Source organism: Paenibacillus sp. 01T431 (assembly GCF_056398625.1).
The window spans coordinates 88089-113347 of record NZ_JBFTPT010000018.1 but is presented as its reverse complement, the minus strand read 5'-3'; the positions used below and the strand labels follow the sequence as shown (position 1 = coordinate 113347).

The 25259-nt window shown below is 46.9% G+C and carries 21 protein-coding genes; 6 read left to right on the top strand and 15 right to left on the bottom strand.

Annotation, left to right across the window (positions count from 1 at the left end):
- Nucleotides 1-51: 51 nt before the first annotated feature.
- From AC1DM9_RS27790 to AC1DM9_RS27760, 7 genes are all read right to left on the bottom strand, one after another.
- Complete coding sequence (locus tag AC1DM9_RS27790) at nt 52-1197, bottom strand: NAD(P)/FAD-dependent oxidoreductase (RefSeq protein WP_441884312.1); 1146 nt, start codon at nt 1195-1197, stop codon at nt 52-54.
- Between the two features lies 1 nt (nt 1198).
- Complete coding sequence (locus AC1DM9_RS27785) at nt 1199-1933, bottom strand: methyltransferase domain-containing protein (protein ID WP_477583315.1); 735 nt, start codon at nt 1931-1933, stop codon at nt 1199-1201.
- Nucleotides 1926-3080, bottom strand: a complete 1155-nt coding sequence (locus tag AC1DM9_RS27780; RefSeq protein ID WP_477583313.1) for a type III polyketide synthase — start codon at nt 3078-3080, stop codon at nt 1926-1928. The genes AC1DM9_RS27785 and AC1DM9_RS27780 overlap by 8 nt, the downstream gene beginning before the upstream one ends.
- 316 nt (nt 3081-3396) lie before the next feature.
- A complete protein-coding gene (locus tag AC1DM9_RS27775; RefSeq protein WP_477583351.1) occupies nt 3397-5595 on the bottom strand; it encodes a 5'-nucleotidase C-terminal domain-containing protein in 2199 nt (732 codons plus the stop codon).
- A 271-nt stretch (nt 5596-5866) separates the two neighbouring features.
- A complete protein-coding gene (locus tag AC1DM9_RS27770; protein ID WP_477583311.1) occupies nt 5867-6727 on the bottom strand; it encodes a metallophosphoesterase in 861 nt (286 codons plus the stop codon).
- A 21-nt stretch (nt 6728-6748) separates the two neighbouring features.
- A complete protein-coding gene (locus AC1DM9_RS27765) occupies nt 6749-7711 on the bottom strand; it encodes an alpha/beta fold hydrolase (protein ID WP_477583309.1) in 963 nt (320 codons plus the stop codon).
- A gap of 24 nt (nt 7712-7735) precedes the next feature.
- A complete protein-coding gene (locus tag AC1DM9_RS27760; RefSeq protein WP_477583307.1) occupies nt 7736-9241 on the bottom strand; it encodes a DUF4153 domain-containing protein in 1506 nt (501 codons plus the stop codon).
- 127 nt (nt 9242-9368) lie between these two features.
- Between AC1DM9_RS27760 and AC1DM9_RS27755 the strand changes: the two genes are divergently transcribed.
- The 3 genes from AC1DM9_RS27755 (at nt 9369) to AC1DM9_RS27745 (ending at nt 12466) form a co-directional block, all read left to right on the top strand.
- Nucleotides 9369-11153, top strand: a complete 1785-nt coding sequence (locus tag AC1DM9_RS27755) for an ABC transporter substrate-binding protein (protein ID WP_477583305.1) — start codon at nt 9369-9371, stop codon at nt 11151-11153.
- Between the two features lie 94 nt (nt 11154-11247).
- Nucleotides 11248-11796 (top strand): RNA 2',3'-cyclic phosphodiesterase, encoded by a 549-nt coding sequence (thpR, locus tag AC1DM9_RS27750; protein ID WP_477583303.1) that lies wholly within the window; start codon nt 11248-11250, stop codon nt 11794-11796.
- A gap of 295 nt (nt 11797-12091) precedes the next feature.
- Nucleotides 12092-12466, top strand: coding sequence for a DUF2500 domain-containing protein (locus AC1DM9_RS27745; protein WP_477583301.1), 375 nt, complete (start codon nt 12092-12094; stop codon nt 12464-12466).
- A 64-nt stretch (nt 12467-12530) separates the two neighbouring features.
- Here AC1DM9_RS27745 and AC1DM9_RS27740 read toward each other — a convergent pair whose 3' ends face one another.
- From AC1DM9_RS27740 to AC1DM9_RS27725, 4 genes are read right to left on the bottom strand one after another with little or no spacing between them, the layout of a single operon-like run.
- Nucleotides 12531-13193 carry a metallophosphoesterase gene (locus AC1DM9_RS27740; RefSeq protein WP_477583299.1) on the bottom strand — a complete coding sequence of 221 codons (663 nt, stop codon included), beginning with the start codon at nt 13191-13193 and terminating at the stop codon, nt 12531-12533.
- 9 nt (nt 13194-13202) lie between these two features.
- Complete coding sequence (locus AC1DM9_RS27735; RefSeq protein WP_477583297.1) at nt 13203-14387, bottom strand: ABC transporter ATP-binding protein; 1185 nt, start codon at nt 14385-14387, stop codon at nt 13203-13205.
- On the bottom strand, nt 14384-16054 hold the full coding sequence (locus AC1DM9_RS27730; protein WP_477510021.1) for an ABC transporter permease: 1671 nt from the start codon (nt 16052-16054) through the stop codon (nt 14384-14386). The genes AC1DM9_RS27735 and AC1DM9_RS27730 overlap by 4 nt, the downstream gene beginning before the upstream one ends.
- Nucleotides 16055-16069: 15 nt before the next feature.
- Nucleotides 16070-17182, bottom strand: coding sequence for an extracellular solute-binding protein (locus tag AC1DM9_RS27725; RefSeq protein ID WP_475444509.1), 1113 nt, complete (start codon nt 17180-17182; stop codon nt 16070-16072).
- A 171-nt stretch (nt 17183-17353) separates the two neighbouring features.
- Here AC1DM9_RS27725 and AC1DM9_RS27720 point away from each other — a divergent pair, with 171 nt between their 5' ends.
- The gene (locus tag AC1DM9_RS27720; RefSeq protein ID WP_477583294.1) at nt 17354-18256 is read left to right on the top strand and encodes a LysR substrate-binding domain-containing protein; all 903 of its coding nucleotides are present in this window, start codon (nt 17354-17356) and stop codon (nt 18254-18256) included.
- Between the two features lie 35 nt (nt 18257-18291).
- Nucleotides 18292-19134: an SDR family oxidoreductase gene (locus tag AC1DM9_RS27715; protein WP_477583349.1), complete on the top strand. Its 843-nt coding sequence runs from the start codon at nt 18292-18294 to the stop codon at nt 19132-19134.
- 1094 nt (nt 19135-20228) lie between these two features.
- On the opposite strand, the gene AC1DM9_RS27710 is transcribed toward AC1DM9_RS27715, so the two are convergent.
- Together AC1DM9_RS27710 and AC1DM9_RS27705 are read right to left on the bottom strand one after the other, a co-directional pair.
- Nucleotides 20229-21014, bottom strand: a complete 786-nt coding sequence (locus AC1DM9_RS27710; RefSeq protein ID WP_477552038.1) for an IucA/IucC family C-terminal-domain containing protein — start codon at nt 21012-21014, stop codon at nt 20229-20231.
- A 1-nt stretch (nt 21015) separates the two neighbouring features.
- Entirely contained in the window at nt 21016-22980 is a 1965-nt protein-coding gene (locus AC1DM9_RS27705) for an ABC transporter substrate-binding protein (protein ID WP_477583293.1), read from the bottom strand.
- Nucleotides 22981-23137: 157 nt separating this feature from the next.
- Here AC1DM9_RS27705 and AC1DM9_RS27700 point away from each other — a divergent pair, with 157 nt between their 5' ends.
- Entirely contained in the window at nt 23138-23482 is a 345-nt protein-coding gene (locus tag AC1DM9_RS27700) for a hypothetical protein (RefSeq protein ID WP_441884354.1), read from the top strand.
- 110 nt (nt 23483-23592) lie between these two features.
- Here the strand turns inward: AC1DM9_RS27700 and AC1DM9_RS27695 are convergent, their stop codons facing one another.
- Nucleotides 23593-23943: a hypothetical protein gene (locus AC1DM9_RS27695; protein ID WP_441912881.1), complete on the bottom strand. Its 351-nt coding sequence runs from the start codon at nt 23941-23943 to the stop codon at nt 23593-23595.
- Nucleotides 23944-24125: 182 nt separating this feature from the next.
- Entirely contained in the window at nt 24126-25100 is a 975-nt protein-coding gene (locus AC1DM9_RS27690) for an aldo/keto reductase (RefSeq protein WP_477583291.1), read from the bottom strand.
- Nucleotides 25101-25259: the final 159 nt, after the last annotated feature.

The following is a 25259-nucleotide window of genomic DNA, read 5'->3' as shown; positions in this document are numbered from 1 at the left end:
TATGCACCTCCAAAGTCAGTCACATCCGCACGCTGCTCATTGGCTTCGCCTTTACATCCGGAATGGCTTTAATCTCGTCGCCCGGACGAGCCCCTGTGCAAGTGGAGGGGCTATTCGCGCGGCGTTTGGCAGCCAACTAGACACGGTCGGCATATGAAATAACCATTGCAGGAAGCTTCCCCATCGCAGCGGCCCCTCAAATTCACGTTTAATTGCCCTCGTATACGCATGCTTCCAATCAGCCATAGTAAGACTTCCATTTAAATAGCTGTCAACAAGCGGAGCACATAGAGCAGCTGAGCGAAGTGCCATGGACATTCCATCTCCACAAAGCGGCGGAATCATCGCACCTGCGTCGCCAAGAAGCGGAAGCTGATCCCACGCGAGCGGCTTATGGTTCAAATGAACAGGCGCTACTGCCGCCTGCGTTCCTTGAACAGGCTCCCCAAGCGCGAGCTTCTCATGCAGCCTCGGATTTCGCCTAGCAGCGGCGTTCATGATCCCCAGTATCGTCTTTCCTGCATCTGCAAAGCTATCGCGAGCGAGCAGAGCCGAAGCATTCACAAGCCCGTCTTCTACCGGGCATAATCCTAAGTAACCGCCGCGGAAGAAATACAGCTCAACAACCGGCTCCATAGCTATGCCGCGAAAATGGGATTTCACGCCCATGTACGAGGGCTTCGCCGTCTGATGTTGCTTGTAGCCCGGTAATCCTGCATGCTTATTTGCTCCCCAAGCGGCGATGACAGTACGAGCCTCAACTGAGCTGAATTTACCGTTTTGTTTTGTTTCAATGGAATAACCAAAATCAGTAGGCTTCACTGCCGTCACTGTCGTTCCCGTTTGCAATTTTGCGCCCGCTTGCTGCGCCGCTTGATGGAGCGCGGCATCAAGCGAATATCGACTGAGACCCCATGCCGCACTTGAAAGCGGAATATTGATCTCAGCGCCATTTTCGAAAATTAAACGTATCCGCTCTATCAGGCTTGGTCCCAGCGCTTTAATAGACTCGCTTAAACCAAGCACCTGTAGTGTTCCTTGCGCTTCGGGAGATAGAAACTCTCCACACACCTTATGGCGCGGAAATGATTGACGATCGAGCAGCAGCGTCTCCCAGCCCTTATCGGCAAGCGCTTTGGCTAAGCTGCTCCCAGCTATGCCCGCTCCGAGCACAGCTGCATCCAGTATACGCGTCATTTTACTCAGCTCCGTCAAATGGACTGTTATGTGACTTGCTAATAACGACCGCATATCGGAACAAAGGTCTCCAGCTGTAGCTGATAGAACCGTTGCTCAGTTTTTGGCCAAGAAGCTTCCAATCTTTTGCGCGAAAACCCTTGGCAACCGATAATGGACCGTCATGCAAAATGTATCGATTAGTGGAAATGATCCGAGTCGTCAGCCATACCGCAGCCCATGCGATCCAGTGACGGTGGATGTCATTGACAACCACGCCAAGCCGTGCTGCCTTGAGCATACTTGCAGCTGCATGCGGCAGCTCCTCCTCTGAGAAATGATGCAAAAACTGCGTCCCCGTAACGATATCCGCACTGCCATCCGCCAAATCAAACAAATCTCCTTGCTTAATCTGGACTCTGGGCTCCTTTTGAAAAACCAACCTAGCTTCCTCGCAAGCCTCTTCCGTTATATCCACTAGCTGAATAGAAAGGTCAATTTCCCGTTCATCAGCCCACTTCAGCAGCTCATGGTTCACATCGCCTGAGCCCGCTCCAACATCAAGAATGGTCAGGCTTCTCGGCTTATTCGCTTGCTCCCATAGTCGTTCAACGCCGTAAATCGTCGGTGCGGCTGCAACAAAAATACGGTTCAGTTGACGAAGCTGGCGCAAAGCCTCGTGCAGCTCAGCCCCGCCAATTGAAAAATCATCCATAAGCTCGGCAGCTACAGCCCGATGACGCAAGCTTCTAGACATATGCCTCGTCCGCCATTTGCTCTTGATCCCCCGTAAGTACAGCGGGAACATAAGCAATCTTAATCATCTCAGCGGTTAAGCCTGGACCAAATGCGAGTGCAATGCCGCCTACTCGCTCCGAGCCTGTTTCTTGAAGATGCGACCTCATGGCATTCAGCACGAACAAAATCGTAGCGGAGGAGACATTGCCATAATCGCGCAGCACGCCTAAGCTATGCGAGGTTTGCTCATCCGTAAGCTCGAACTTATTTTGCAAAATATCGATAATACCTTTTCCGCCTGGGTGAATTGCCCATAGATCCAGCGCTTCATCCCCGCATAATTGCTTTACTTCCGCAGGTATAAACTCGCCGATCAGCTTCGGAATATGCGGGGAGAGGTATAGGTCAAAGCCGTGGTTGCCAACCTCCCACACCATTTCCTCTGCAAATTCAGGCAGCAGTACCGAACGTTCTTCGCCTAGCGCAAAAATAGGCCTGTGATGCGGCTTGCCCGCACCAATGACGCAGGCTGAAGCTCCGTCCCCGAAAAATGATGCGGCAAATAACGATTCCTTATCGCCAGATGGCTGGATATGAAGCGTGCATAACTCGACGCATACAACAAGTACATTGGCATTACTGTCATTCGATACAATTTGGCGTGACAGGCCAATGGCTTTAAGCCCAGCCGCACAGCCGAGAAAATTAAGCGGGATACGGGTTATCGTGGGGGCTAGTCCTAATTGATGTATGATCGCTGCGTCCATTCCGGGCAAAAATTGTCCGGTACAGCTGACCGTAATAAGATGTGTAATCTCAGCCGCATCAACCTCTCCATCTGCCAAAGCTTGTCTCGCTGCATGAAGCCCAAGCGGAACAGATTCCCGCTTATATATTCCCATACGTTCCGCTGTCGAGGGAGCGGTCTCCGGTGAAGCGCTCGGCAGGTAGCGGCATTCAGCTGCTTCCGCGAGCAGATTTGGTTCACAAGTATACCGGCTTTGCACGCCGCATTGCTTAAAAATCCTTCTTCCCCAACGGGCGGAATCCGGCTTATCGCTTAATGCATCGACTAACCTTCGCGCTGTATCCGCTTGATCAACAAGATGAGGCGGAACCGCCGTACCTATCCCTAATATCGCAATACTCGATTGTGAATGCTTCATATCGTAATTTCCCACCCTCTCCAGACAAGCATAATCGGACAAGTTTTCTGCTTTTAACAAGTCTATTCATTGCTTCTCCTCGTTATGCAAGTGAGTATTACATCGTTTTCCAATCATTTGTAATAAACTTGAAATATAATTTTCATCTCGTTTTAATGAAAGCCTACTATAATGAAAACAACCCCCTTTTGTAATATATATAATGAAGACCCACAGCACCGAATGCTGTGGGTCTCTTTTTGTCTATTTTAGAAAATAGTATTTACCCAAAAAGTGCCCAGTCTACAAAGACTGGGCACTAAGCTAAAATAAAAAATTAAATCATATCTACATATTTACCATACACATATGCTATTTTCCCTTTATACGAAACCTTCACCCAGCCGTGCTCCGTTCCTAACACTTCAAGAACAGTACCTTTTGGTACAGCCGTATAAATCTTTGCCTTCGAAGAAGCTTCAGCACGAACATTCAAGAAGTATGCTGTAACCTTTGCTTGCTTCTTAACGTCCGGCTTTACTGTTGGTTTAGGATCAGGTTTAGGATTAGGCTTAACTGGTTCCTTTGGAATGATTACTTCCGGCGTAGTTACCTCTGGGGCAGTCACTGCTGCCTTAATCGCCGCATTCAGTTTATGGTAGAACTCACCTTTTGTCTTCACGCCGGCAAATAGACTTTGCTCCACCTTTGCTTTGTTAGACAACTCAGCTATTTCATTTTCAGTGACCGCATCCAAAATGTTAATTGAGGCTACATTGGTATATTTGCCATCCTCCGTTTTCGGAATCTCCAATATACCGGTATTAATAAGCTCAACTACATCTGCGCGTTCAGGAGATTTCGTATCTACACCTGTAATTTTCCAATTGCTTTGAATTTTAGGCTCGTATACACCTTTTTTCACGTCTTTTAGGTACGCAATGGCACGATTACGAATGGTTCCGTCCATTTCGCCAAATGTGCTTGCATCCTTCGAAGACCAAAGCTGCCCAAAGTTGCGTCCTTCAAGTGCTCCACCTTTGGCTTTAAGTGCATCCATCCGATATGCGTTCATACCGAGTTTGATCACATCGTCCGATTTGATGCTGCTGCCATCCATTTTACGTAAGTTCGTGATTCTACTGCCAGCAGGCTTCGTTAGATCAATTTCATATTTAACGCCGCCAAAAAAATCGTTTGTGCTATATTTGGAAGCGCGGCGTGTCTTATCAAAGCTAACCGTTACATCGCCAGGTCGTGTTGAGTTAAAATAACCTGCTGCCCATTCCATGTAATCTTTCAAATCTTTACCCGTTACTTGGTAAACAGTAATTTCTCCTAGAGCAAACTGATAGTTATAGGCAATATCTTTTTTCTTAATAGGACCTACATCCAGCCGCGCCTTATCGTTATCAATCTGATGAGCAACGACATCTGCCTTACTGTAATACAACATGACCTCGTTAAAGAAGTCTGATAACGGTGTTTCCTGAATTTGTACAGTCGGAATATCATTAATCTCATTTTTAGCTACAAGATTCATTCCTTTAAGCTGTGCTACTTCGATATTCGCATCTGCCCTAGCAAAATCATGATACGGCTGCAGCGTGGATTCCAATGCAGGATCCGATACTTCAGTCGTTCCATCAGCCGCTTTAACAGGCAATGCAGCAGCTTTCTTATCTTTAAGAACTACCTTATCTCCTTGCTTCGTGAACGTAAGGTCGATACGAGAAACATGCGTTCCGTATTTATCCGGTTCAACAATTAAAACGCCATTCACCGTATCCTCTTTAATAAGCTTGTGCATGTGACCTGCAAAAATAGCAGCCAGCTCAGGGTTCGCATTGGCAATATCAGCTACGCCAGTACCTGGTACACCATTTTCGTTCTCCAGTCCCATATGCATAAGACCAACCATTACATCTACTTTACCTTCTAATTCCTTGATTGCTTTTTTCGTTTCATCAACAGGATTTTTGAATACAATCCCGTCTAGATGATCCGTTCCTTTTTCAAACTCAGTCGTCATTGGCGTATCCATTCCAATAACTCCAATTTTTATGCCAGCTTTTTCGATAATGGTATACGCAGGCAAGAATCGATCACCATTGTCCTTATAGATGTTCCCGCCCAGCCTTTGACCTTTATACTGAGTGGTAATCTTATTGAACACATCGAGCCCGAAGTTGAACTCATGATTGCCCATTACCCATGCATCAAAGTTCATTTCATTCATGGCTACCATCATCGGAGACTTCGGTTGATCATTAAATAATTCAGCCGAATTGCCCTGAATCATATCCCCTGCATCCAGTAAAACCGTATTCGGGTTCTCTTCTCGGACTTTTTTGATTATTGTAAATAACTGCGTTAAACTCCCCGTGGGATTGGGACCGTCAAGAGCATAATCCCATGGCATAAACCGTCCGTGAATATCCGAAGTACCTAGGATGGAAATCTGGGTATCCGTGCTTGCCGATTCAGCTGCTTTTACCGAACTCGGAACAAAATTGATAACGCTTCCAAACAACATGAGAGCAGCAATCACTAAACTTACTTTTTTCTTCATCTTCATTATGACTCTCCTTTGGTGGTTTGGATGACTAGTAGGAACGTTTTCATTCTATAGTATAGCTAGTATTTTGGACATAGCCGAAACGAACTTATTTATTGCAAAAGCGGCAACAGCGAAACAAGTTCGAAGAGGAATCGAACTCATTTCGCTGCTGCTTTGCTGGACTGCCATTGGATTCTTTTGCTATTAGAAAGAGAGCTTTTCCACATAGTTTCGTGGATGCTAAGCGTTACGGACGCGTAAGCTCAACCAGTACAACCTCTGGGCGATTAAATATTCTTTGCGGAAAAATGCTATTTCCGAGTCCGCGGCTGACGATCATCGTTGTGCCGCCTTCCACATATTTGCCTCCGTCATACTTTGGCAAGAAGCCTTGCCCCGGGGCCACGAGCCCACCAAAAAAAGGCAAGCGCACCTGTCCGCCATGGGCATGGCCGGAGAAGGTCAAATCGATTTTGTGTTGCGTGTAGACTGAAAAAAGCTCCGGGCGATGCGATAAAAGAATAGTGAGCGTGTCGGAGTTTTTTTTCGATTCGGTTGCTTGCATAGCCGTCGCCATATTTTCATTCAGCTTCGCAACATCGCCATCAGCCTTTAAATTAAAAACCGGATCATCCACGCCAGCTATTCGAATCTCGCCATTACCCAGCTTTATCATTTCGCTTTTGTTGCGCATCACATGGACGCCCAGCTCTTTCAACGCCTTCTGTAATGTGATTAACCTCGGGCCATATTCATGGTTTCCGGTCACATAGTAGACAGGAGCCAGTTCCGTCATTTTGCGCATCAAGGTAAGGCTAGTTTCTGCATTGTATCTTCTGCTATCAACCAAATCGCCTGTCATCACAATGAGGTCCGGCTTCAGCTGTTTTACCTTGCTCGTAATTGTACTTTGCTCCTTGCCGAAGGACTTGCTGTGAAGATCTGTTAAGTGAACGATACGATAAGAGCTGACTCCTTCAGGAAGCTTCGCCGAGCTGATTTCATATTTTGTTATTCCGATCGCATTATTCTCGTAATAAAGAAAAGCGGCTACTACAAGAATTGCTAATGGTAATATCCACAACAAACGTTTTTTGGTCATGCGCATTACTGCAAAACTCCTTACATTTTAGCGATAACTAGACAAATCTATTTCATCTAATAAACGATTAACGGCGTGAATGACAGCATCTGGTCTATCAATATGAATAGAGTGCCAGCTATCCTCGACTATAATCTGATTCGTGCGCTTGGTCAAATTTGTAAGCTTCCGCTGCCCCTGCTGCCATTCCTCATTCTGCTTCCCTGCGCTTAATACGATAACAGGCAAATCCTGCTTAAGCGGCTCGGCAGCTTTTAATTGCAGGCTGCTTTCCGTCGTGCTAAGCAGCTCAGCATAGACAGCCCTATATGCACTTGCCTTGTAGCCTAACGCACGTACTGGCACTAGCCATTCTTCCGGCAAACGCTTAGAGCCGATATGCTGCTTCAGCCATCTCGGTATGCCAAGCGGCGCCAGCGTATAGCCTAGTCTATATTGGGAACGGTGGCTAAACAGCTGTTTTTGCCGGCCAGCGGTTGTTTGCTCAGGCAGATAGCGGCTCTCGTGCGTCGCATCAACAAGCACAAGGCCGCATACTTCCTCCGGATAACGCGAGGCGAACAGCCTCATAATCATCCCGCCGTAGGAATGGCCAACTAGCAAATAGGGCGGAGCTGCGCCAAGCGTTCTCAGCAGTGAACGCAAATCATCAACATAAGCGCTGCAAGTAGGCAGATCAAGCACCGCCTCACTCCAGCCAAACCCTGCGCGATCATAAGTAATCACGTTCGCCTTCGTCGAAAGCGCCGGAGCAACGAGTGCCCAATCCAGCGAGCAACCGCCCATCCCCGCTTCTAAAATAATTGTTGGCGAACCATGACCCGTCACGGTAACATGCAGCTTGCGTGAGCCAATGTCGGCATGCCACCCCGTAGGTTTATGTTTTTTTTGCTCATAGACCGTTATCAAATACTGTACGATTAACAGTGGAAATCCGACAAGTGAGAGGATAAGTCGAATACTACGATCAAAAAGGGATATTTTCATCATACAAACGACCTTGCCTTTCTCCAATTATTTAGCCCGTTGCTTCGATAGATTCCATGATTGCCACTTGTTATGCTTATGGGCCTTATCCTGAAGCTTATTTATTACTCCGTTCAGCCCCTTCAACTCCGGATGCTTCGCTTGCAGCTTTAGCAGCGCCGGCGCCGCATCTGTGGACAGCGTGCCGAGATAAGCGATGTCAATCTTACCTGTTCGTTCGTAGCGATCACCATTGTTCTCAGCAATCCGCGCATCTATGTTGATATAGTTCATCACAACAAATGCAGTAATAGTTATGCATATATAAACCTTGCCCATCGAGAAATGCTCTTTCCATATACGCAGTAATGCAATGACGAGCAAAAAGCCCAGATAAATCATAAAGCCATGAACGAGTAGTCTTGTCTGTGTGAAGCCGTAAGCCTCCTCGTACAAAGAGAGCCTGCTGTAAGCGGAAATAAGCATAATGATTGTACAGCCTATCAACACGGTAAGAGACAGCTTGCGAATCCACTCCGCTGCTGCGCTAGTGCGCCGAATAAGATGCAAACCGCACATAAGCAAGCAAACGTTAATGAGTGCAACCATAATTAATTCCGCAAAACCTCTGCGTGCATATTCGGCATACGCAGCTCCCTCAGGCAGCAGACCGTTTGCCGCTCCGAACAAATAAGAGAACTGAATGATGACAAACAGCACGTAAACGATATTAATACTGACAAGCAGCGTCCCAGCAGTGATGGGATCAAATTCGATACGTCCGTTTGGCTGTATCGCAGCACCCGGCGTGTCTGTCGGTGAGTTTTTTGTTGTATCTGTTGCCTTATTAAAGAGCAATCCCCATATGTAGCAAAAAGCATAAAAGGCGAATACTGCTGCTACGATTATGCGCCAGATGCTCTCCCCTAAAGAGAAACGATCCATGGCGCCCGGAATCTCAAGCAGCCAAGATAGGAAAATTTCATCCGCTGAAGCAAGCAGCGCAATAACGACAATAAGGATAGGTGCGGACAGGAGCAGTCCTAGCGATATTTTGCCAAACTTGCTTCTCGCCGAGTTCTCACCTTTCTCTTTTCCTCTCAAACGATCATTAACTAGGTTAAACGGTACGCCTATAAAAGCAAACGGCTTAATTAAAGCCAGAAATAATAGCTCTGTATAAAATACGCCTCGGTACCACGGCTTCACACTGCTGCTCGTCATAAGCACCGTCTGAGAAATGATCAATGCAAACAATGCAAACATATTCAGCTGACGGAACAGACCGTTATCATATAGCGCATACGTCAGCGTTAGTAAAAAGATTGGAATGAGCAGCAGCCAGCCAGATCGTGCTTGACCTTGCCATTTCTCAAAGCCCCCCATCCTCCCCTTTATGGAATAAAAAAACAACCCATAAAAGCTGGCAATGAACACGATAATCGAAATGCCTGCGGCAGCTCCTACGAACAAATATTGACTGACTAGACCAAACAGAAGGGCAAGAATAAGCATTTTCTCATACCTTTTTTGCCATGGTGCTGGATCTCTCATTTTTCACTCACTCCATCTTTAAACTGGATTTGTTAATTTACTCCTTTTATTGTAACCTAGAAAACAAGAACAAAAAGTGTAAGTTATAATTGGAAAATTTCATATTTTTGAGTTAGGAGTAATTTGCATGAAAATCCGCAGGCATTATCTCGCGCTTAGGCGCTCATATCCGAGTATTCAAGAGAATATCCCCTTCGAGGTTACAACACAGGAGCTCGCAAATTTGCTCGATTGCACACATCGGAATATGGTACTTTTATTGAAGCGTATGCAGCAGGAAGAGTGGTTAGTGTGGGAGCCAAAGCGGGGACGCGGCAATCGCTCTGCCCTCTCCTTCCTCGTCAGCAAGGAACAAGTCGCGCTGGAGGAAGCACAGGAAATGATGCAAAAGCAGGATTTGCATTCGGCGCTTGAGCTTCTTCAGCAAATCGAAGAAGCGCCTTTGCTGCGCGACCAGTTTCAGGAATGGCTCTCTGGTCAATTCGGATTTCATTCGGAGGTGCAGGGCAAGCGGCGCACTGATATTTTGCGCTTCCCGCTTCCGCAGACGATCTATTCGCTAGATCCGGCAGCTATCCATTATACGGGCGAGTCCCACCTCGTTAATCAAATATTTGATGGGCTCGTTCGCATCGATCCGAGGGGCGAGCAGATTTTGCCGCAGCTTGCCCATGCGTGGGAGGTGGATGAATCGCGTACGCGCTGGACTTTCTATTTGCGCAAGGGCGTTCTGTTCCATCATGGCCGTGAGCTGGATTCATCAGACGTCAAATATTCGCTTGAACGGCTTAAAAGGTTGGCACCACAAGGGCTCTACAGCTGGGCGTACACCAATATCATTTCTATGGATACACCGGATGACACAACCATTCGCATTCAACTATCCGAGCGCAACGAAGCTTTTCTCTCTTTTTTGACAACTAATCGCGCCTCTATCGTGCCTCAAGATGCTTGTTCGGCAGCTGGCGAGCAATTTGGCAGCAAACCGATTGGTACAGGTCCGTTTCGATTCACCGGAAATGATCAAGGCGTCTGGATATTGGAAGCTTTTGCTGCCTATTTCCGCGGCAGAGCATTCCTCGACCGTGTAGAAGTGTGGACCGTTGCCGAGGAGGCAACGCGCGAAAACCACGCTGAGCTGCAATCGTTTCAAATCATGCACAACGCGAGACTAACGGATATGGCAGCTGAACGATGGCAGCAGGTTAGACAGTCCGGCATGACCTGTAAATTCATCACAGTTAATGAACAAAAACACGGCTTGCTGGCAAACCCCGCCATACGAGCGGCTATTAACCTCGCTATCGAGCGGACAGAGCTTTTGCAGCTGTTATCCGGAGATGTCATTGAAGGAGTTAACAGCTTCTGGCTGAACCAGATTGATCAAACGCAGGATGCAGCCCCCATTGATTGGAGCGTAATCAAGCAAGCGCTTGCCAGCTCCGGCTATCAAGGCGAACCGCTGGTACTAGCTACGATTCCGCAATATGCAGCGGATGCAGAGATCATTCAGAAGGTGTATGCGAAATCAGGCATTCCACTGCAAATTAATCTCATTCCTGCCGAGCAATTTAAAGGAACAGCACGCATGTCCGCCGATCTGCTGCTTTTCGCTGTCATGCTGGACGAGCATCGCGAGCTCAGACTAATTGATTTGTACAAAAGCATGCAGCAGCATGCGCTTCCCGAGGTTCATGATATGCTGGAGCACAGCATCCAGATGATATTGGGTGAGCCGGATCGAGCACGACGAGAAGCGATATTCATAGACATTGAGGCTCAGCTCAAAGCCAGGCACAGCTTGTTTTTCCTCTACCGTAAACATTTGAAAACTGCGTTCCACCCTTCCGTGCGCGGCATTTCATTGGAATCGCTGGGCTGGGTACGCTTCCGCGATATTTGGTTTACTTAAAAATATTTGGAATGGAAAAAAAGTCCAAATCCAACATCTAGAATGAATGTTTCGAGTTCTATGGCTGCATACTGAGATTAGGAGGGAAAATATAATGCGCTTGTTCGTGGCTATACCTGTATCACCATCTGTGTCCAAGGAGCTGGAAAGCTGGGCAGAAGATCATAAACATACGCTGCCTTTCCGTAAATGGACGCATCCGAGCGATTACCATATTACGCTTCAGTTTTTAGGCGACACTTCGGCTGCTCAGCTTGAAGAGCTGGCAGCCGCTCTAAAAAAAGTAAGAGCAAATGCTTTTTCCTTAACTTGGAGTGGAATCGGAACATTTGGCTCGCCCGCTGCTCCACGCGTTCTATGGGGTGCTGTTAGCGGAAACTTAAAGGAACTGTCCGCTCTTCACGAGGAGATTATTCGGGCAACGAGTTCAGTCGGCTTCATTCCAGACGATCGTCCCTACGCGCCGCACATCACGCTTGCCAAAGGATTCGCTGACGCTAATCGAATGCCAATTGAAGCAGCGACGTCTATTGCCTCATCGTTCAGCTGGGAAATCGATCAGTTTGTGCTCATGCTCACCCATATGAACGAGTCCCCTATGTACGAGATCATCGATCGTTTTCCGTTACATAAGCATGAATGAGGCTTAACTGCTGTCAAAATAAAAATAATCCCGCTGAGCGGCTATCCAGCTTTCCGACGTGCGCAGCGTCCAGCCGCTCTATTCTGCGTGAGCCTATCTCCTAACTCTATTAAGCCCCAACAATCCACCGCGATACTCCCCTCCTTTTTAGTAATTAACTTCAGCTTTTGCAGCCTATACCGCATCAGACTAGTCGGAAGAACGTATTAATAGTAAAATTAATGACATGAAAAGAAAAGATTGGATGTGATGGTTTGTGAATGGATTTGGATTCGGCCCTCCAGGCGGGGGAATCATGTTTACGATTGTTCCTATATTTATAATGATCGTATTCGTGCTCGTTATTGGCGGCATTATTTTTAGCATTGTTAAATATTTCAAAAATTCGACCGCGCCAAAAGAAACGACTTACGCGCGCGTTGTAGCCAAGCGCATGGACGTTCGCCATCATACGAATCACCATAACCACGACGGAGTGGGGCATACCAGCAATTCATCCCGTACGTATTATTACATCACGCTTGAATTCGATAATGGTACTCGCAAGGAATATGTAGACGTCAAAAATTTGTACGGCTTGGTTGTTGAGGGTGACACAGGTTATGCGGCAGTCCAAGGGGATTGGATCGTTGCTTTTGAACGAAATAGTAATATAAATAGCTCTATTTAAGAAAAGAAAAAGCGCTTGACCCGTAAATGCAAACGGGCAGCGCTTTTTTTGTGAGTTAAATGGGTTAGAGCTTAAGCAATTTGAAATCGCCGCCGCGGCTCTCTGGCGCGGTCGAGCACGAATAGCTCAATTGGCTGCTGACATCAAGCAGTGTTAAGCGACAGCCATGCTTGGCCCCAGTATCAATGGCGAGCCGTCGATTTCCTTGCCATATGGCTCCAGGGGAAGAAGCATCCAGCTTGAACGTTGGCGTATGTCCAAAAATAATGGTGTACGACTGCGCCTCGTCCGAATCAGGCAAAGGCGTATAAATAAACTCGTCGCGAATTTCCGTTAGGTCCTTCTTGTTTTGCTCATGCAGAGGGACACCTGGCCGAATGCCTGCATGAACGAATAAATACTGGCCGACTACCACATACAATGAAAGCTTGTGCAGCCATTCTTTCGTTTCCGGGTGAAGCGCACTGCTGGACTCAGCGGATGCAAGAAGCCGTAGCTCCTGATTTCCGAGCAATGCCTGTGCACCTTCGTTGATAAGCTGGTGAATCGTATCTAGCGTGCCCCATGTAGAGGGCCTATCGGCATCGATGTAGTCGCCCAGCAAAATAAGCCGATCATGGTGCGGGTTATAAGCTGCTTCTTGAAGCAAAAGCAGCAGTTCTTCTTCATAACCGTGTATATCTGCAATGGCTAAAAGACGCGAGTCTGTTTTTGTTGGATTATACAAATGAATCGACTACCTTTCTTCCTCATTCGGGTAAATGAAAGCAGAGCGAATGGCTAGCTTTATCGTTACATGCTCGCCAGCCTCTAACGGGACTGCGAGCACTAGATATACCTTCTGTCCGCAGCTCGTTTGTGCAACTGCACGCCAGCGATTGCCTTCAAAGGTACAGTGAAGCACTTGAAGCTGAATCGTATTGTCTGTCCGCTCCTGCGGTGAAGCTAATGAAAGCACGGCTGCGGCGTCTCTTCGCTCGACGACCTCAGCTTCCTCAGGACGGAACATAATGATCGCTTGCGAATGGTCACTTAAGTTCTGCTGCTCTGGCGCGAGCAAACCGTGAATGATCGATGAGCCGATGCGAACAGCGCTGCCGCTGTCTCCATTTATGACCTCGCCGCGCAAGCCGTTGATTGCTCCAAGCAAAGAAGCTGCCCAGCGGCTGGCTGGACGCGTGAAGCATTGCTGCGGCGTGCCCATCTGATCAATTTGCCCGTTGCGCAAAATAAGCAGCCGATCGGCCATAGCGAAAGCTTCCTCCGGGTCATGCGTAACATGGAAAACGCTCATCCCTAATTGGCGGAATAAATACGCCATCTCGGTGCGCATTTCTACGCGCAGCCGCATATCAAGGTTCGAGAGCGGCTCATCGAGCAGCATCAGCTTCGGCCTAGTAGCAATCGCCCTCGCAATAGCGACCCGCTGCTGTTGACCGCCAGAGAGCTGCGGCGGCAGCCTGCGCTCAAGCCCTTCAAGATGTAGCATCGCCAGCAGCTCCTGAACGCGCTGCTGAATATCCGCTCGAGCCATCTTGCTTCTATGCAGCCCATAAGCGATGTTATCGAATACATTCATATGCGGCCACAGCGCATAGTCCTGAAACACCATGTTAACCCCGCGTTTCTCAGGGGGCATCATGACAGACGGAGAGGCGATAATCTCATCGCCCAGCTTAAGCTGGCCGCCGTCCGGCTTCGATAGGCCGGCGACGAGCTGGAGCAGCGTCGACTTGCCGCAGCCTGACGGTCCAAGCACGCTAATAATCTCGCCTTCGCGCATGTCGAAAGAAATTCCTTTAAGCGCTTGAAACGATCCGTAGCTTTTCATTAAACCAGATGCTGCAAGCAGCGGTTTGGGAGCGGCTGGCTTAGGCTCATATGCCTCGTCATACCTTTGCTGAATCGCTGTCGATGTCATGTATTTGCCTCCTTGCGGCGGAGCATGAGCTCAACCGCCAAAATAATCATAATAACGATAAATGATCCAACGACAGTTGCCGCTGAAGCATAACCAAAATCCAAATCCTCGAATGCTTTGTTGATCGTAACGGGCAGCGTGAGGAAGTTTGGCGGGAACAGGATCGAATTCACCGCTAAGTCAAACACGCTGGAGCCAAATGCAGCAAGGCCCGCAGAGAGCAAAGCGCCTCGTATTAAAGGGACAAGTATGAAACGGACGCGGCTTGCGAGCGTACCGCCTTGCAGCTGCGCGGCAGTAAGCAGGCTAAGCGGCACTTTCGCCATTGCGCCGACCATCAATCTCGTAATGACGGGAATAGCGCCAGCGATAGCGGCAAGCACAAGAATCCAGGGCGTTCCGTACAGGAGCAAGCCGATCGAATCGAGCCATTTTTGATTCCAGACGAAAATATACCCAATGCCCAGCACGACGCCGGGAACAGCAAGCGTGACGACAGAGAACACCTCAATCGTCCGTTTAAATTTGAACTGTGAGTAGGTTAAGACATAAGCGACGCACAGCCCGAATAATAGGCCAAGCAGAGCAGCGACTCCAGCGATCATTAAGGAATGGGACAAACCCTTCAGCAGCGTGCTTGAGCTATGGAACAATTCCCTGTAATGCTCCAAGGTGAGATTCGTTAGCTTCATACCGCCTGACTGTGTTTTGAATATGGACATCAGTACGTTTGCGCCTATCGGAATGCCGATGACTACGGCAAGAAATAACAAGTTTAGTGTGGTAAGAAGCACAGCAAACTTTCCAGCCGGCTTCGGTACAGACCGCTGCGCCCGTGCCGATAAGAAATCAAAGCGTGAGCGGCGCATCGCATAAAATTGGACGAACATCGCAATGCCGATTAACAATACGAGATAAAAGGACAGGACGCCTGCCATATCGAATCGTATGGGCGATGTGTAAATAGCCGAGTAAATGGAATAAGGCAGTGTCGGAAAACGATAAACAGCGGCAATCGATGCAGGTAGCCCGAAATCGCCGATTGTATCCATAAAGACAAGCGCTGCTCCAGCCCAAACAGCAGGCATAAGCAGAGGCGCTTGGATCGTACGCCATACCGTGAAAGCAGATGCTCCGGATAGGCGAGCTGCGTGAGACAGCTGATCAACCTTCCACTCCATCGCCGCATGAACGCTCAAATAAGCGAATGGGAATTTGCTTAAAGTCATAATAAAAATAAGTCCAGCAGGCTGAAAAACAGCGCTCGTAACCCAGTGCCAGCCGAGCAGGTTAACAGCGATGCCGCCTCCGGCAGCAAACAGCACCCAGCCCTGCGCTAAAATAAACGAAGGCGTAATAATGAGCAGCCAAACGGAGGCATCCAGCAGCTTAGCTGTTGGAAATGACCAGTTGGCGCGTATCGTTGCCAGTACACCGCCGAGAATCGTAGCGAGCACCGTCGTTCCAAGTCCAAGCACGACAGAATTTTCGAGTGATTTTTGCCATAAGGGACGCTTGAATATTTCGAGCAGCAGCGCAAGATCCCCGAGTTGCCAATTGCCGAAGAAAACCCCAGGCAGCAGGACTTGAATAATGACTGCCGCCAAGGGATATAAGACGAGGATGAATAGGATGATACTGACAAACCATCCTAACCGATCCTTCATAAAAGTTTGCATCGTTTACTTAACGGACTGGTCGGCGAACCATTGCTTGATTGCCGCTTCATTTTCAGATGCCCAGGAAGCGTCGGCTGCAACGAGCTTCGCATCGGCTGCGCGATCTTGCTTGGCATTTACGCCGTTAACGGAAGGCTGGAAATAACTCTCGTCGCCTTGATCAATTAAAGCTTGCTGCGTTTTTGGATCTAGCAAAAATTCGATAAACGCTTTCGCTGCATTCGGGTTTTTGGTATCCTTCTGAATCGCAGCTACCCGAACGGATGCAGGAGCGCCTTCTGCCGGCCAAATAATTTCGATAGGCTCGTTGTCGTTTTTCATCGCATAGGCATTGCTCTCTTGCAGCGCTGCGATCGAGATTTCACCAGCGGCGAGCGCTTTGACAACGTTTGGATTTTTGGGATATACACGAAGCCCATTATCCATCAGCGAGCTAAAGAACGTTTGTCCGCCATCGATTGTCTTTTCTTTAAAAAACCAAGAAACAAAAGGATAAGCAGGAGCTGCGATCGCTGGATCAGCCATGCCGATCAAGTTTTTGTACTTCGCATTCGAGAAGTCCTCCCATGATTTTGGCGCATCCTCCGCCTTCACTTTGTCCTTGTTATATACGATAACTCCCGCAGCATGTGCGCCTGTAGGAACATACCATTGCTTCTCAGGCACAAAAGCTTTGGCAAAGTCAGTTAGATTAGCGACGTTATTCGGCGACCAGCCTTCAAGCAGTTGACCGCTTGCTCCTAGTCCGTAAATGGAAGGCATCGCATCCAGCCAAATGACATCCCAGTGCGGATTGCCTTTTTCTGCTTCAACGCGGGACATAATTTCTGCTCCGTTGCCCGCAACGACCTCCAGCTTGTAGCCGGTAGCTTCCTCAAATAATGGAGCTATAATGCTGTCAAAATCGTTCAAGTATACAGTAAGCGTTCCTTTATCCTCCGTGGCAGCTGTTTCTGTCGCTTGCGCTTCTTCGGTAGGAGCCGTCGTTTGTGTATTTCCGGCATTTGCTGCCCCTTTATTCGTATTTCCGGCATTTCCGTTGCCGCATGCAGCAGTTAGTGCCATCAATCCAGCTAGCAAAACGGTTCCAAGCCAGCGTTTCCCATTCGTTTTCATCGTTTTGATTTCCCTCCACTATCTGTTTTGCTTACCTCCTAACTTTAGCAACGGTTTGTCAGATGATTGTTAACGTAATGTCGAGATATTATGAAATATAATCGATAGATATTGATATACATATAGATTTAATCTATATTAATAGGCAAAAAGCGAGGGAGTGAGCACGGGATGAATGTACAGCAGCTGCATGTGTTTATGGAGGTGTGCAGCGGTCGAACGCTCTCGGAAGCTGCAGATAAGCTGGGGCTTAAGCAGCCGACAATCAGCTTTCATCTCAAAAGGCTTGAGGAGGAGCTTGGCGTGGAGCTGTTCCGCAAGCACTCGCGGAGCCTTCAGCCAAGTGAAGCTGCTGTGGATCTGCTTCCCTATGCGAGGCGAATCGTTTTCCTTATGGAAGAAGCTAGGCTTGCCATGCTGGAGCGCCGTGAACAAGGGGAAGGCCGTTTGAGGCTGGGGGCGAGCTACACGCCAGCAACCTATGTGATGCCGCCGCACTTTGCCGCCTACCGCAAGCTGTATCCAAAAGTAAGCCTCATGCTGACCGTGAAGCAAGCAGCTTCTGTGCTTGCGATGCTGCGCAGCTATGAGATCGATATAGGCATCGTCTCTCTTGGCGAATCGCTGGAAGAAGGCCTTATTATACAGCCGTTAGTCGCTGATGAGCTGAAGCTGCTGCTTGCGCCGGAGCATCCGTTAGCTAACCATTCGCAAGTAGAGGTCGAAGAGCTTAGACATGAAACATTTCTGCTGCATGAGGTTGGCTCAACCTCGCGTACCTTGTCCGATGAGTGGGCAGCCGGGGCTGGCTTGCAGTGGGAAAGTGTTATGGAGCTGGGTGCGATCGAAACGATCAAGGAAGCTCTAAAATGCAATATGGGTGTTGGCATCCTGCCGCGCCGAAGCGTCATCCGAGAAATCGAAGCCGGCGAGCTCGTTATGCGCGATCTGCCTCAGTATGTAAACCAGCGGCATATTTGTTTGGCGTACCGCAACGAGGATCAGCTGTCTCCACATGTCAGATCGTTTATTGAATTTGTACGGCATACCTTTGCTGCACATGGTAAGCTGTAAATAACGAATATACGGAGGTGGCTTGGATGAGCGATATGACAGGAAAGGTCGTAGCAGTAACTGGCGCCAATTCCGGCATGGGGCTTGCGACAACGGTCGAGCTTGCGAAGCAAGGGGCGCATGTCGTGATGATATGCCGCAGCAAGGAGCGTGGCGAGCTTGCACTTGAACAAGCGCGCAGCCAAAGCGGCAGCAGCGATATTTTCCTCATGACCTGCGATTTGGGCTCGTTTGCCAGCATTCGCACCTTCACTGCTGCATTTAAGCAGAAATATAGCCAGCTTGATGTGTTGATCAACAATGCAGGGGTTGTCGCCTTGAAACGAAGCATAACCTCGGATGGATTTGAATCGCAAATCGGCATCAACCATTTGGGTCATTTTTTGCTGACTAACGAGCTGCTTGACCTTCTTCAACGTGCTCCGCAAGGGAGAATCATCAATGTATCTTCAGGTGCCCATAAGGCCGGAAGAATACATTTTGACGATCCGAACCTGACGAGGGGCTACAATGTCGCAAAAGGTTATGCGCAATCGAAGCTTGCGAATATTTTATTTACGAATGAGCTGGCAAAACGTCTCGCAGATACGAGGGTGACGGTTAACAGTCTTCATCCCGGGGCGGTAGCGACCAATATTGGCGTAGATCGCAAGAGCGGCTTCGGTAAGACGGTGCATAAGCTGCTCAAGCCTTTTTTCAGAACGCCGCTTGAAGGGGCAAAGACGGCTATTTATTTAGCATCCAGCGATGAAGCGGCAAATCAGACCGGCCAATATTTTATCGACAGCAAAAGCGTTCAAACGGCAAGCAAAGCGAGCAATCCCGAGCTTGCGGCTAAGCTTTGGGCATGGAGCGAGCAGCAGGTCAAACTTACATAATACGTGTCTAATTAACAGCACTAATCCATCAGCGCATGGGATAAACTGAAAATCCATCAACACACTAAGTATTAAAACAAACTTATTATAATATGGAGTCTGCAGAATGCTCAGCATGGCACTTCCAGCTAATTAAGTCAGCTTCGCGCAGCATAAAATTAACTGGAGCTTTTCCAGCTAAATATAAAATAGCAGGAAAAGCTCCTGCTATTTGTAATGGAAGCAGCCTAATTTAGCAATTAACAGGATTTACTCCTGCTAATTCAACAAATAATTCCTAAAAAGTCGCTTTGCAGCAAAATTACATGGAGCTTTTCCTGCTAATTAACTCAAATAAGCGCGCAGCTTAAAATTAACTGGAGCTTTTCCAGCTAAATATAAAATAGCAGGATTTACTCCTGCTATTTCAACAAATAATTCCTAAAAAGTCGCTTTGCAGCAAAATTACATGGAGCTTTTCCTGCTAATTAACTCAAATGAGTGCGTAGCTTAAAATTAACTGGAGCTTTTCCAGCTAAATATAAAATAGCAGGAAAAGCTCCTGCTATTTGTGATGGAAGCTGCCCAAATTAGCAATTAACAGGATTTACTCCTGCTAATTCAACACATAATCCCTATAAAGCCGCTTTGAAGCAAAATTACATGGAGCTTTTCCTGTTAATTAACTCAAATAAGCGCGCAGCTTAAAATTAACTGGAGCTTTTCCAGCTAAATATAAAATAGCAGGAAAAGCTCCTGCTATTCACTATTTGTGGTGAAAGCATCCCCATGAGGATATGTTCAGCATTCGAAAAAATTTATAAAAGATTCCCTAGCGGACGCAGCCAAAGTGATCCCTTTAACTGCCATTACTTCGCTCAAATGTTCATAGCTGTAACAGGAGAAACCATTCTTTCCTATTTAACATAAATTCGGATGAATAATGTTTGTAAGCTGCTAAAGAAATCCCGAGCTTCAGCTCTATGACACCGGCCGTCAAATGGCATATGTGGAATCAAAATATATTTCAAAATCCCTTTTATATTAAGAACCAATAAATAAAATGAGCAATCGCCTTGCCCCAAAAGGTGACAAGACGATTGCTCAATGTCCAGCTATTTATGGCATTCGAAAGGTTTCGGACAAGCTCTGCAATATTCCGCCGAAGACATTTCATAATAGAAGCAGCAGGTCTTGCGAATATCAGGCAGCTCGCTCATCGTGCCTATATTCGTTTTGCTCATAAACTTCTTAAACGGATTGCGGCGTTCTCCAAATAAGCTTGCTGGTGCAGTCTGCGTTATAAACGTGAAATCCTCATGAAGTCGTTGTAAGATAACCGGATTCGTTTCTTCCTCTAGCCCGTCCTCATAAAGCGGAGCAATTCGAACCATCGCATTCTCCCATAAGATCACTATAGGTATTCCGCCAACCATAGATAAAGCACGAAATAATGGAGAAATATGCTCTGCAAAAAGTTCTCTTATTACCTGATCCCGCCACTCTTTCCGCTCCCCAGCTACCGGTTCCGTAACGCTTGGTTCTTCAAAGCTTAAATTAGGAAACTTGGATTTCGTCACATTGAACTCGCTGTCGCTAGGTGAAACCAAGCGGCAATTGTCCAACGTCATGGTCAGATTCTTGTTGTATACCGTCATCGCATACAGAACAGGAGCTACGACTAGATAAGCATATCGCTTCGCGAGCATCGACGCAGTTACTCTTCTTGATGGCGAAGCTATTTCGCTCCCTAGCCGATCCAGATAGGTTTCGCATAGCTCCTTATTCAATAAATTTCTTGAATAAATGGAGCGATCAGCGGACTCAGTATTATTTTCATAAGAGAAGTTATATCTGCTTTTTAAATTACCCCACTCCGGCTTTGAAAGCTTTGCTGACATGTTATGCCTTACCAAGGAAGATTTCTGCTACCCGGTCAACAATCATATTAATGGCTATCGGGCCATAATAGGCAATCCATATGTTTGAATCCACATCATAGACTTGATTGTTTTTCACAGCTTCAACATTTTTCCACGTTTCCGTCTTCTGGATTTCGTCCACTGCCGCCTTGAACATATCATCTTTTACGAGGAAATAATGATTAGCGCCAACTTCCGGGAAAGCCTCTAATGCAATTTCATAAGCGGTATCCTTTTCCTTCAAAACCGATTCTGGGGCATTCAAGCCTAAATCATTGTATAAAATAGCTCCTGTACGGTGGATTGGTGTATGTATCCGTATCCCCTCATCACGTGGGCGCGCTAATGCAACAGTTTGATCTCCGAGCTTAGCCTTTAGCTCTACCTTCAGCTTCTCTGTTTTCACGTTGTAGGCCTCCAAGACAGCCTTCGCTTCTTCAGACTTCCCTACAATTTTTCCGAAAGTATCCAATGTGACGCGCCAATCCTCATTAAATTCGAGCATGATCGTTGGAGCAATTTTGGACAAGCTCTCATACACTTCTTCTTGGAATTCTGTACAAATAATTAAATCGGGTTCCATGGCCATAATAGCCTCAAGGTTGGGCTCATCCCTTGTACCGAGCAATTTAACATCCTTCAGCTTATCCATTAAATAGGCCGGGAAGTCTGTTTTATCTGCCGCAGCTTTTACGCTGCCCGCTGGCTGCTCTTCTAAAGTTACCAATTGATCCACAAATTTTGTATCAAGCACCGCAATTTTAAGTGGGCGCTGCTCCAGCGTTGTTTCGCCCTTCATATGTTTAATAACAACAGGATACGCCTGTTGCGCTGTTTGCGATACGTTTGTGTTTGTAGAAGCTGCACTAGATTCAGCTCCAGCTGGACTAGCCCCTCCCGTATTGTTTCCCATGCTATTTCCCGTCGAACATGCACTCAACAATAAAATTAAACTGAGCATCAAGCTAACCGCTAAAATCGACCTCTTACTCCTATTCATCCGTATAACTCCTCCGTCTAATTGTTGATAATGATTATCACAATCACCATCATACGAGAGAGAAGTATCCGCGACAATGGAATTTTGCGACATAGAGGATGAACTTATCCGACGGTGCTTTCTGAAGTTAAGAGGAGAAACGCCAATATGCTTCTTAAAGGCTCGGCTAAAATAATAACTATCACCATAACCTACTGATTCTGCAATGGCTTTAAGCGGCATATTCGTATTCAATAACATCGTTTGCGCATGATCCATTCGAACCTGAATGAGATACTCTAGTGGCCCAATCCGAAGCTGCGCTTTAAATAATCGCTGCAGCTTTCTCTCATTGCAATGAAGAGTGCTCGCCAATTCTTGAAGACTGATTGTCTCAGCGTAACGTTCCTCCATGAAGCGAATCGTTTGGCTGACGTAATCCGGCTGAGCTTTGGCTGAACCCTCAGCGGCATGGAGCTGCTTCATAAGATCGTATACCAATTGGTGAAACAACGCTCTCACATGAAATCTTTCCAATTGAATATCAAGCATCCAGTGCGAATACATTTGCTCGATTCTCGTCAGAAGACCTAGCGGAAAGGCAGGGGCAAAACCATATTGCATTTGAAAGGGATTATTGTCTCTATATACTTTTAACAGTTCTTTACGAGCTGGTAAAACGAGGACTGCTTTGTAAAAAATAAAATAATAATCGAGTTTTTCATTCACTTGCACAATATCAATCGTAGCGCCTTTTCCGGCATGGCACACATAAAAACGATTCACCATATGCTCCATTCCGTCTATGAGAATTTTTGCATCACCAGCAACAGCGAAAAAGAAGGCACTAGCTGGCAATCGGAAGCCTTGCACACTCTCACCCGATCGCAAAATAGACCGACGAACATCAAGCACCCGTATAGCAGCATGATTCCATAATGGTATATGTTCCTGTAATGTCATCATGTTCACCTTCCATGTCTATTTACAATTTCCACCTCTCTTATTATATTAATAATCATTCTCATTATCAAAACATTCTTGCTCAGCAGCTCGAAATCGCCCTTACAATAATTGTAATTATGTTATAATAGGTTTTCAAAACAGGAAGGGAAGATTCGTAATGGAAACGATCGAAATTGTTGCTGTGAGTGCATTAGTTCTATCCGTCCTGCTTGGATTAAAAGTATTTAGCTTGCAGAGGCAGGTTGACGAAATAAAATTAGAGCTTCAACGGGCTAACAACCATTCGGATTTTTCGAGATCACCCAAGCCAAACCTGAATTCCCCTCCTTCCTCACCCGGTATGACTCGCAACAACGCCCCTATAAATATCGATGATAGATTACGCATGCTAGTTGCTTCAGGAAAGAGAGTTCAAGCAATTAAAGAGTTTAGAAAAAAAAGTGGCGTCAGCCTCAAAGAGGCCAAGGACTACGTTGACGACTTAGAGCGGCATCAATATTGATCTGAATATGTTCTTCATCATTTATCCATTTCAAAGCAAAGAGGCTGTCTCTTTTAAGGCAATTTGCCTTTAGTGACAGCCTCTTATCTGTTTACTGGCTTACCGTTTTTTTATCGCTCATATCCGGGATAGTCGTAATCAGAGTCTTGCAGCTTGTTTAAAATATTCATTTGGCGAATATGATCTCTAGTTTCTGCCGTGCCTAACACATATACGGTTTCGTAAACCTTGATGATATCCTCATTAAACTTGTCGGTTGCTTTGTCATTATCAGCTGATTTATAAGGGATTGGTGCGCGAAATTGTGTTTTCTCATCGTCTCGCTGAATTTGGTCGAGCAGCTGCTGAAGCTCACTGATCTCCGCCTGCGTTGCGGTTACCGTTAACTGATCATTGATGGAAGGTTCAGGCTCGACCCKCTTTCCAGAAATCGATACATAATAGGTTTGCTTCTCCGTCATGCCTCTCACTCTCCTCCTATTTGATAATAACTTATAAAACAAATCGGATAGAGATGAAACAAGGCTGCATCTACAATTTGCCCACGAATGCAACAATAACAAGGCTTCTATACAAAAAAGCACCCACAAGCCATGCACCTTCTTCAAAGTGTTTTGCGTGTGGGTACCCGTTGTGTCTATCTCTACGGCAAGCGATACCATGCAAAAGGTTCACCCGTACGAAATGGGCGGCTAATCTTCTGCAATTCCTCTTCTGTATCTGCGGTCAGCTGCAAGGATACACTCTTCAAGTTTTCTTTGAGCTGCTCCACCTTTGTCGCTCCCACAATGACTGTAGATACGACAGGCTGATGCATGAGCCACGCGAGTGATAATACGCTTGGCGTACAGTCCAATTGTTCCGCAAGCTTCGCTACATTTTCACCTAATGCAATGGTTTTAGTATTGATAAATCGCTGGAAACTCGGGTCGGTCTGAGCGCGAGAGCCCTCTGGCGCTTGCTGTGCTGCGCTGTATTTTCCTGACAAAATGCCGCCAGCCAGCGGAAAATACGGAATGATGCCCACGCCTTGGTCTAGACACATCGGAACCAGCTCGTTTTCCGGCGTTCGATCCGCTAAGGAGTAGCTTACTTGTGTCGATACGAAGCGGTTAATCCCAAGCCGATCACTGATTCCGAGCGCCTTCATCAGCTCCCACGCAAAGTAATTGGAAGCTCCGATGTAGCGCACCTTGCCAGAGCGTACCATATCCTCTAGTGCTCGAAGTGTTTCCTCAAGCGGTGTTTCAGGATCAAACGTATGAATTTGATATAGATCGATATAGTCGGTTTTTAGACGTTTTAAGCTCTGTTCCAGTTCCGTCTGCAAATGAAATCTGGACGAGCCGCGCTCATTTACGCCTGCTCCCCGAACTAGCCCTGCTTTTGTAGCTAAAACAACATGTTGACGCTGTCCCTCAAGCACCTGCCCAATGATTTTTTCGGATTCGGTGGCTGCATAGATGTTAGCTGTATCGATAAAGTTGATTCCATTGTCTATCGCGCTATGAATGATTTGTTTTGAAGCCTCATAATCTGCGCGTTTGCCAAAAGCGTTGGTACCTAAACCGAGCGCGGATACTTTGAGGCCGCTATTTCCAAGTCGTCGGTAATGCATGGTTGTCCAGCTCCTTTTCCCATAATCAAGCTTAGCTTCTCTTCCTACATTATACCGTTGATTGCATTCGATTTCAGTAAGAGCTGCCTAGACCACATCAAAAGTAGAGTTAGCATTAACCTTGTTTCATGCTAGGCTTTTATTTCAAAAGCACAATGC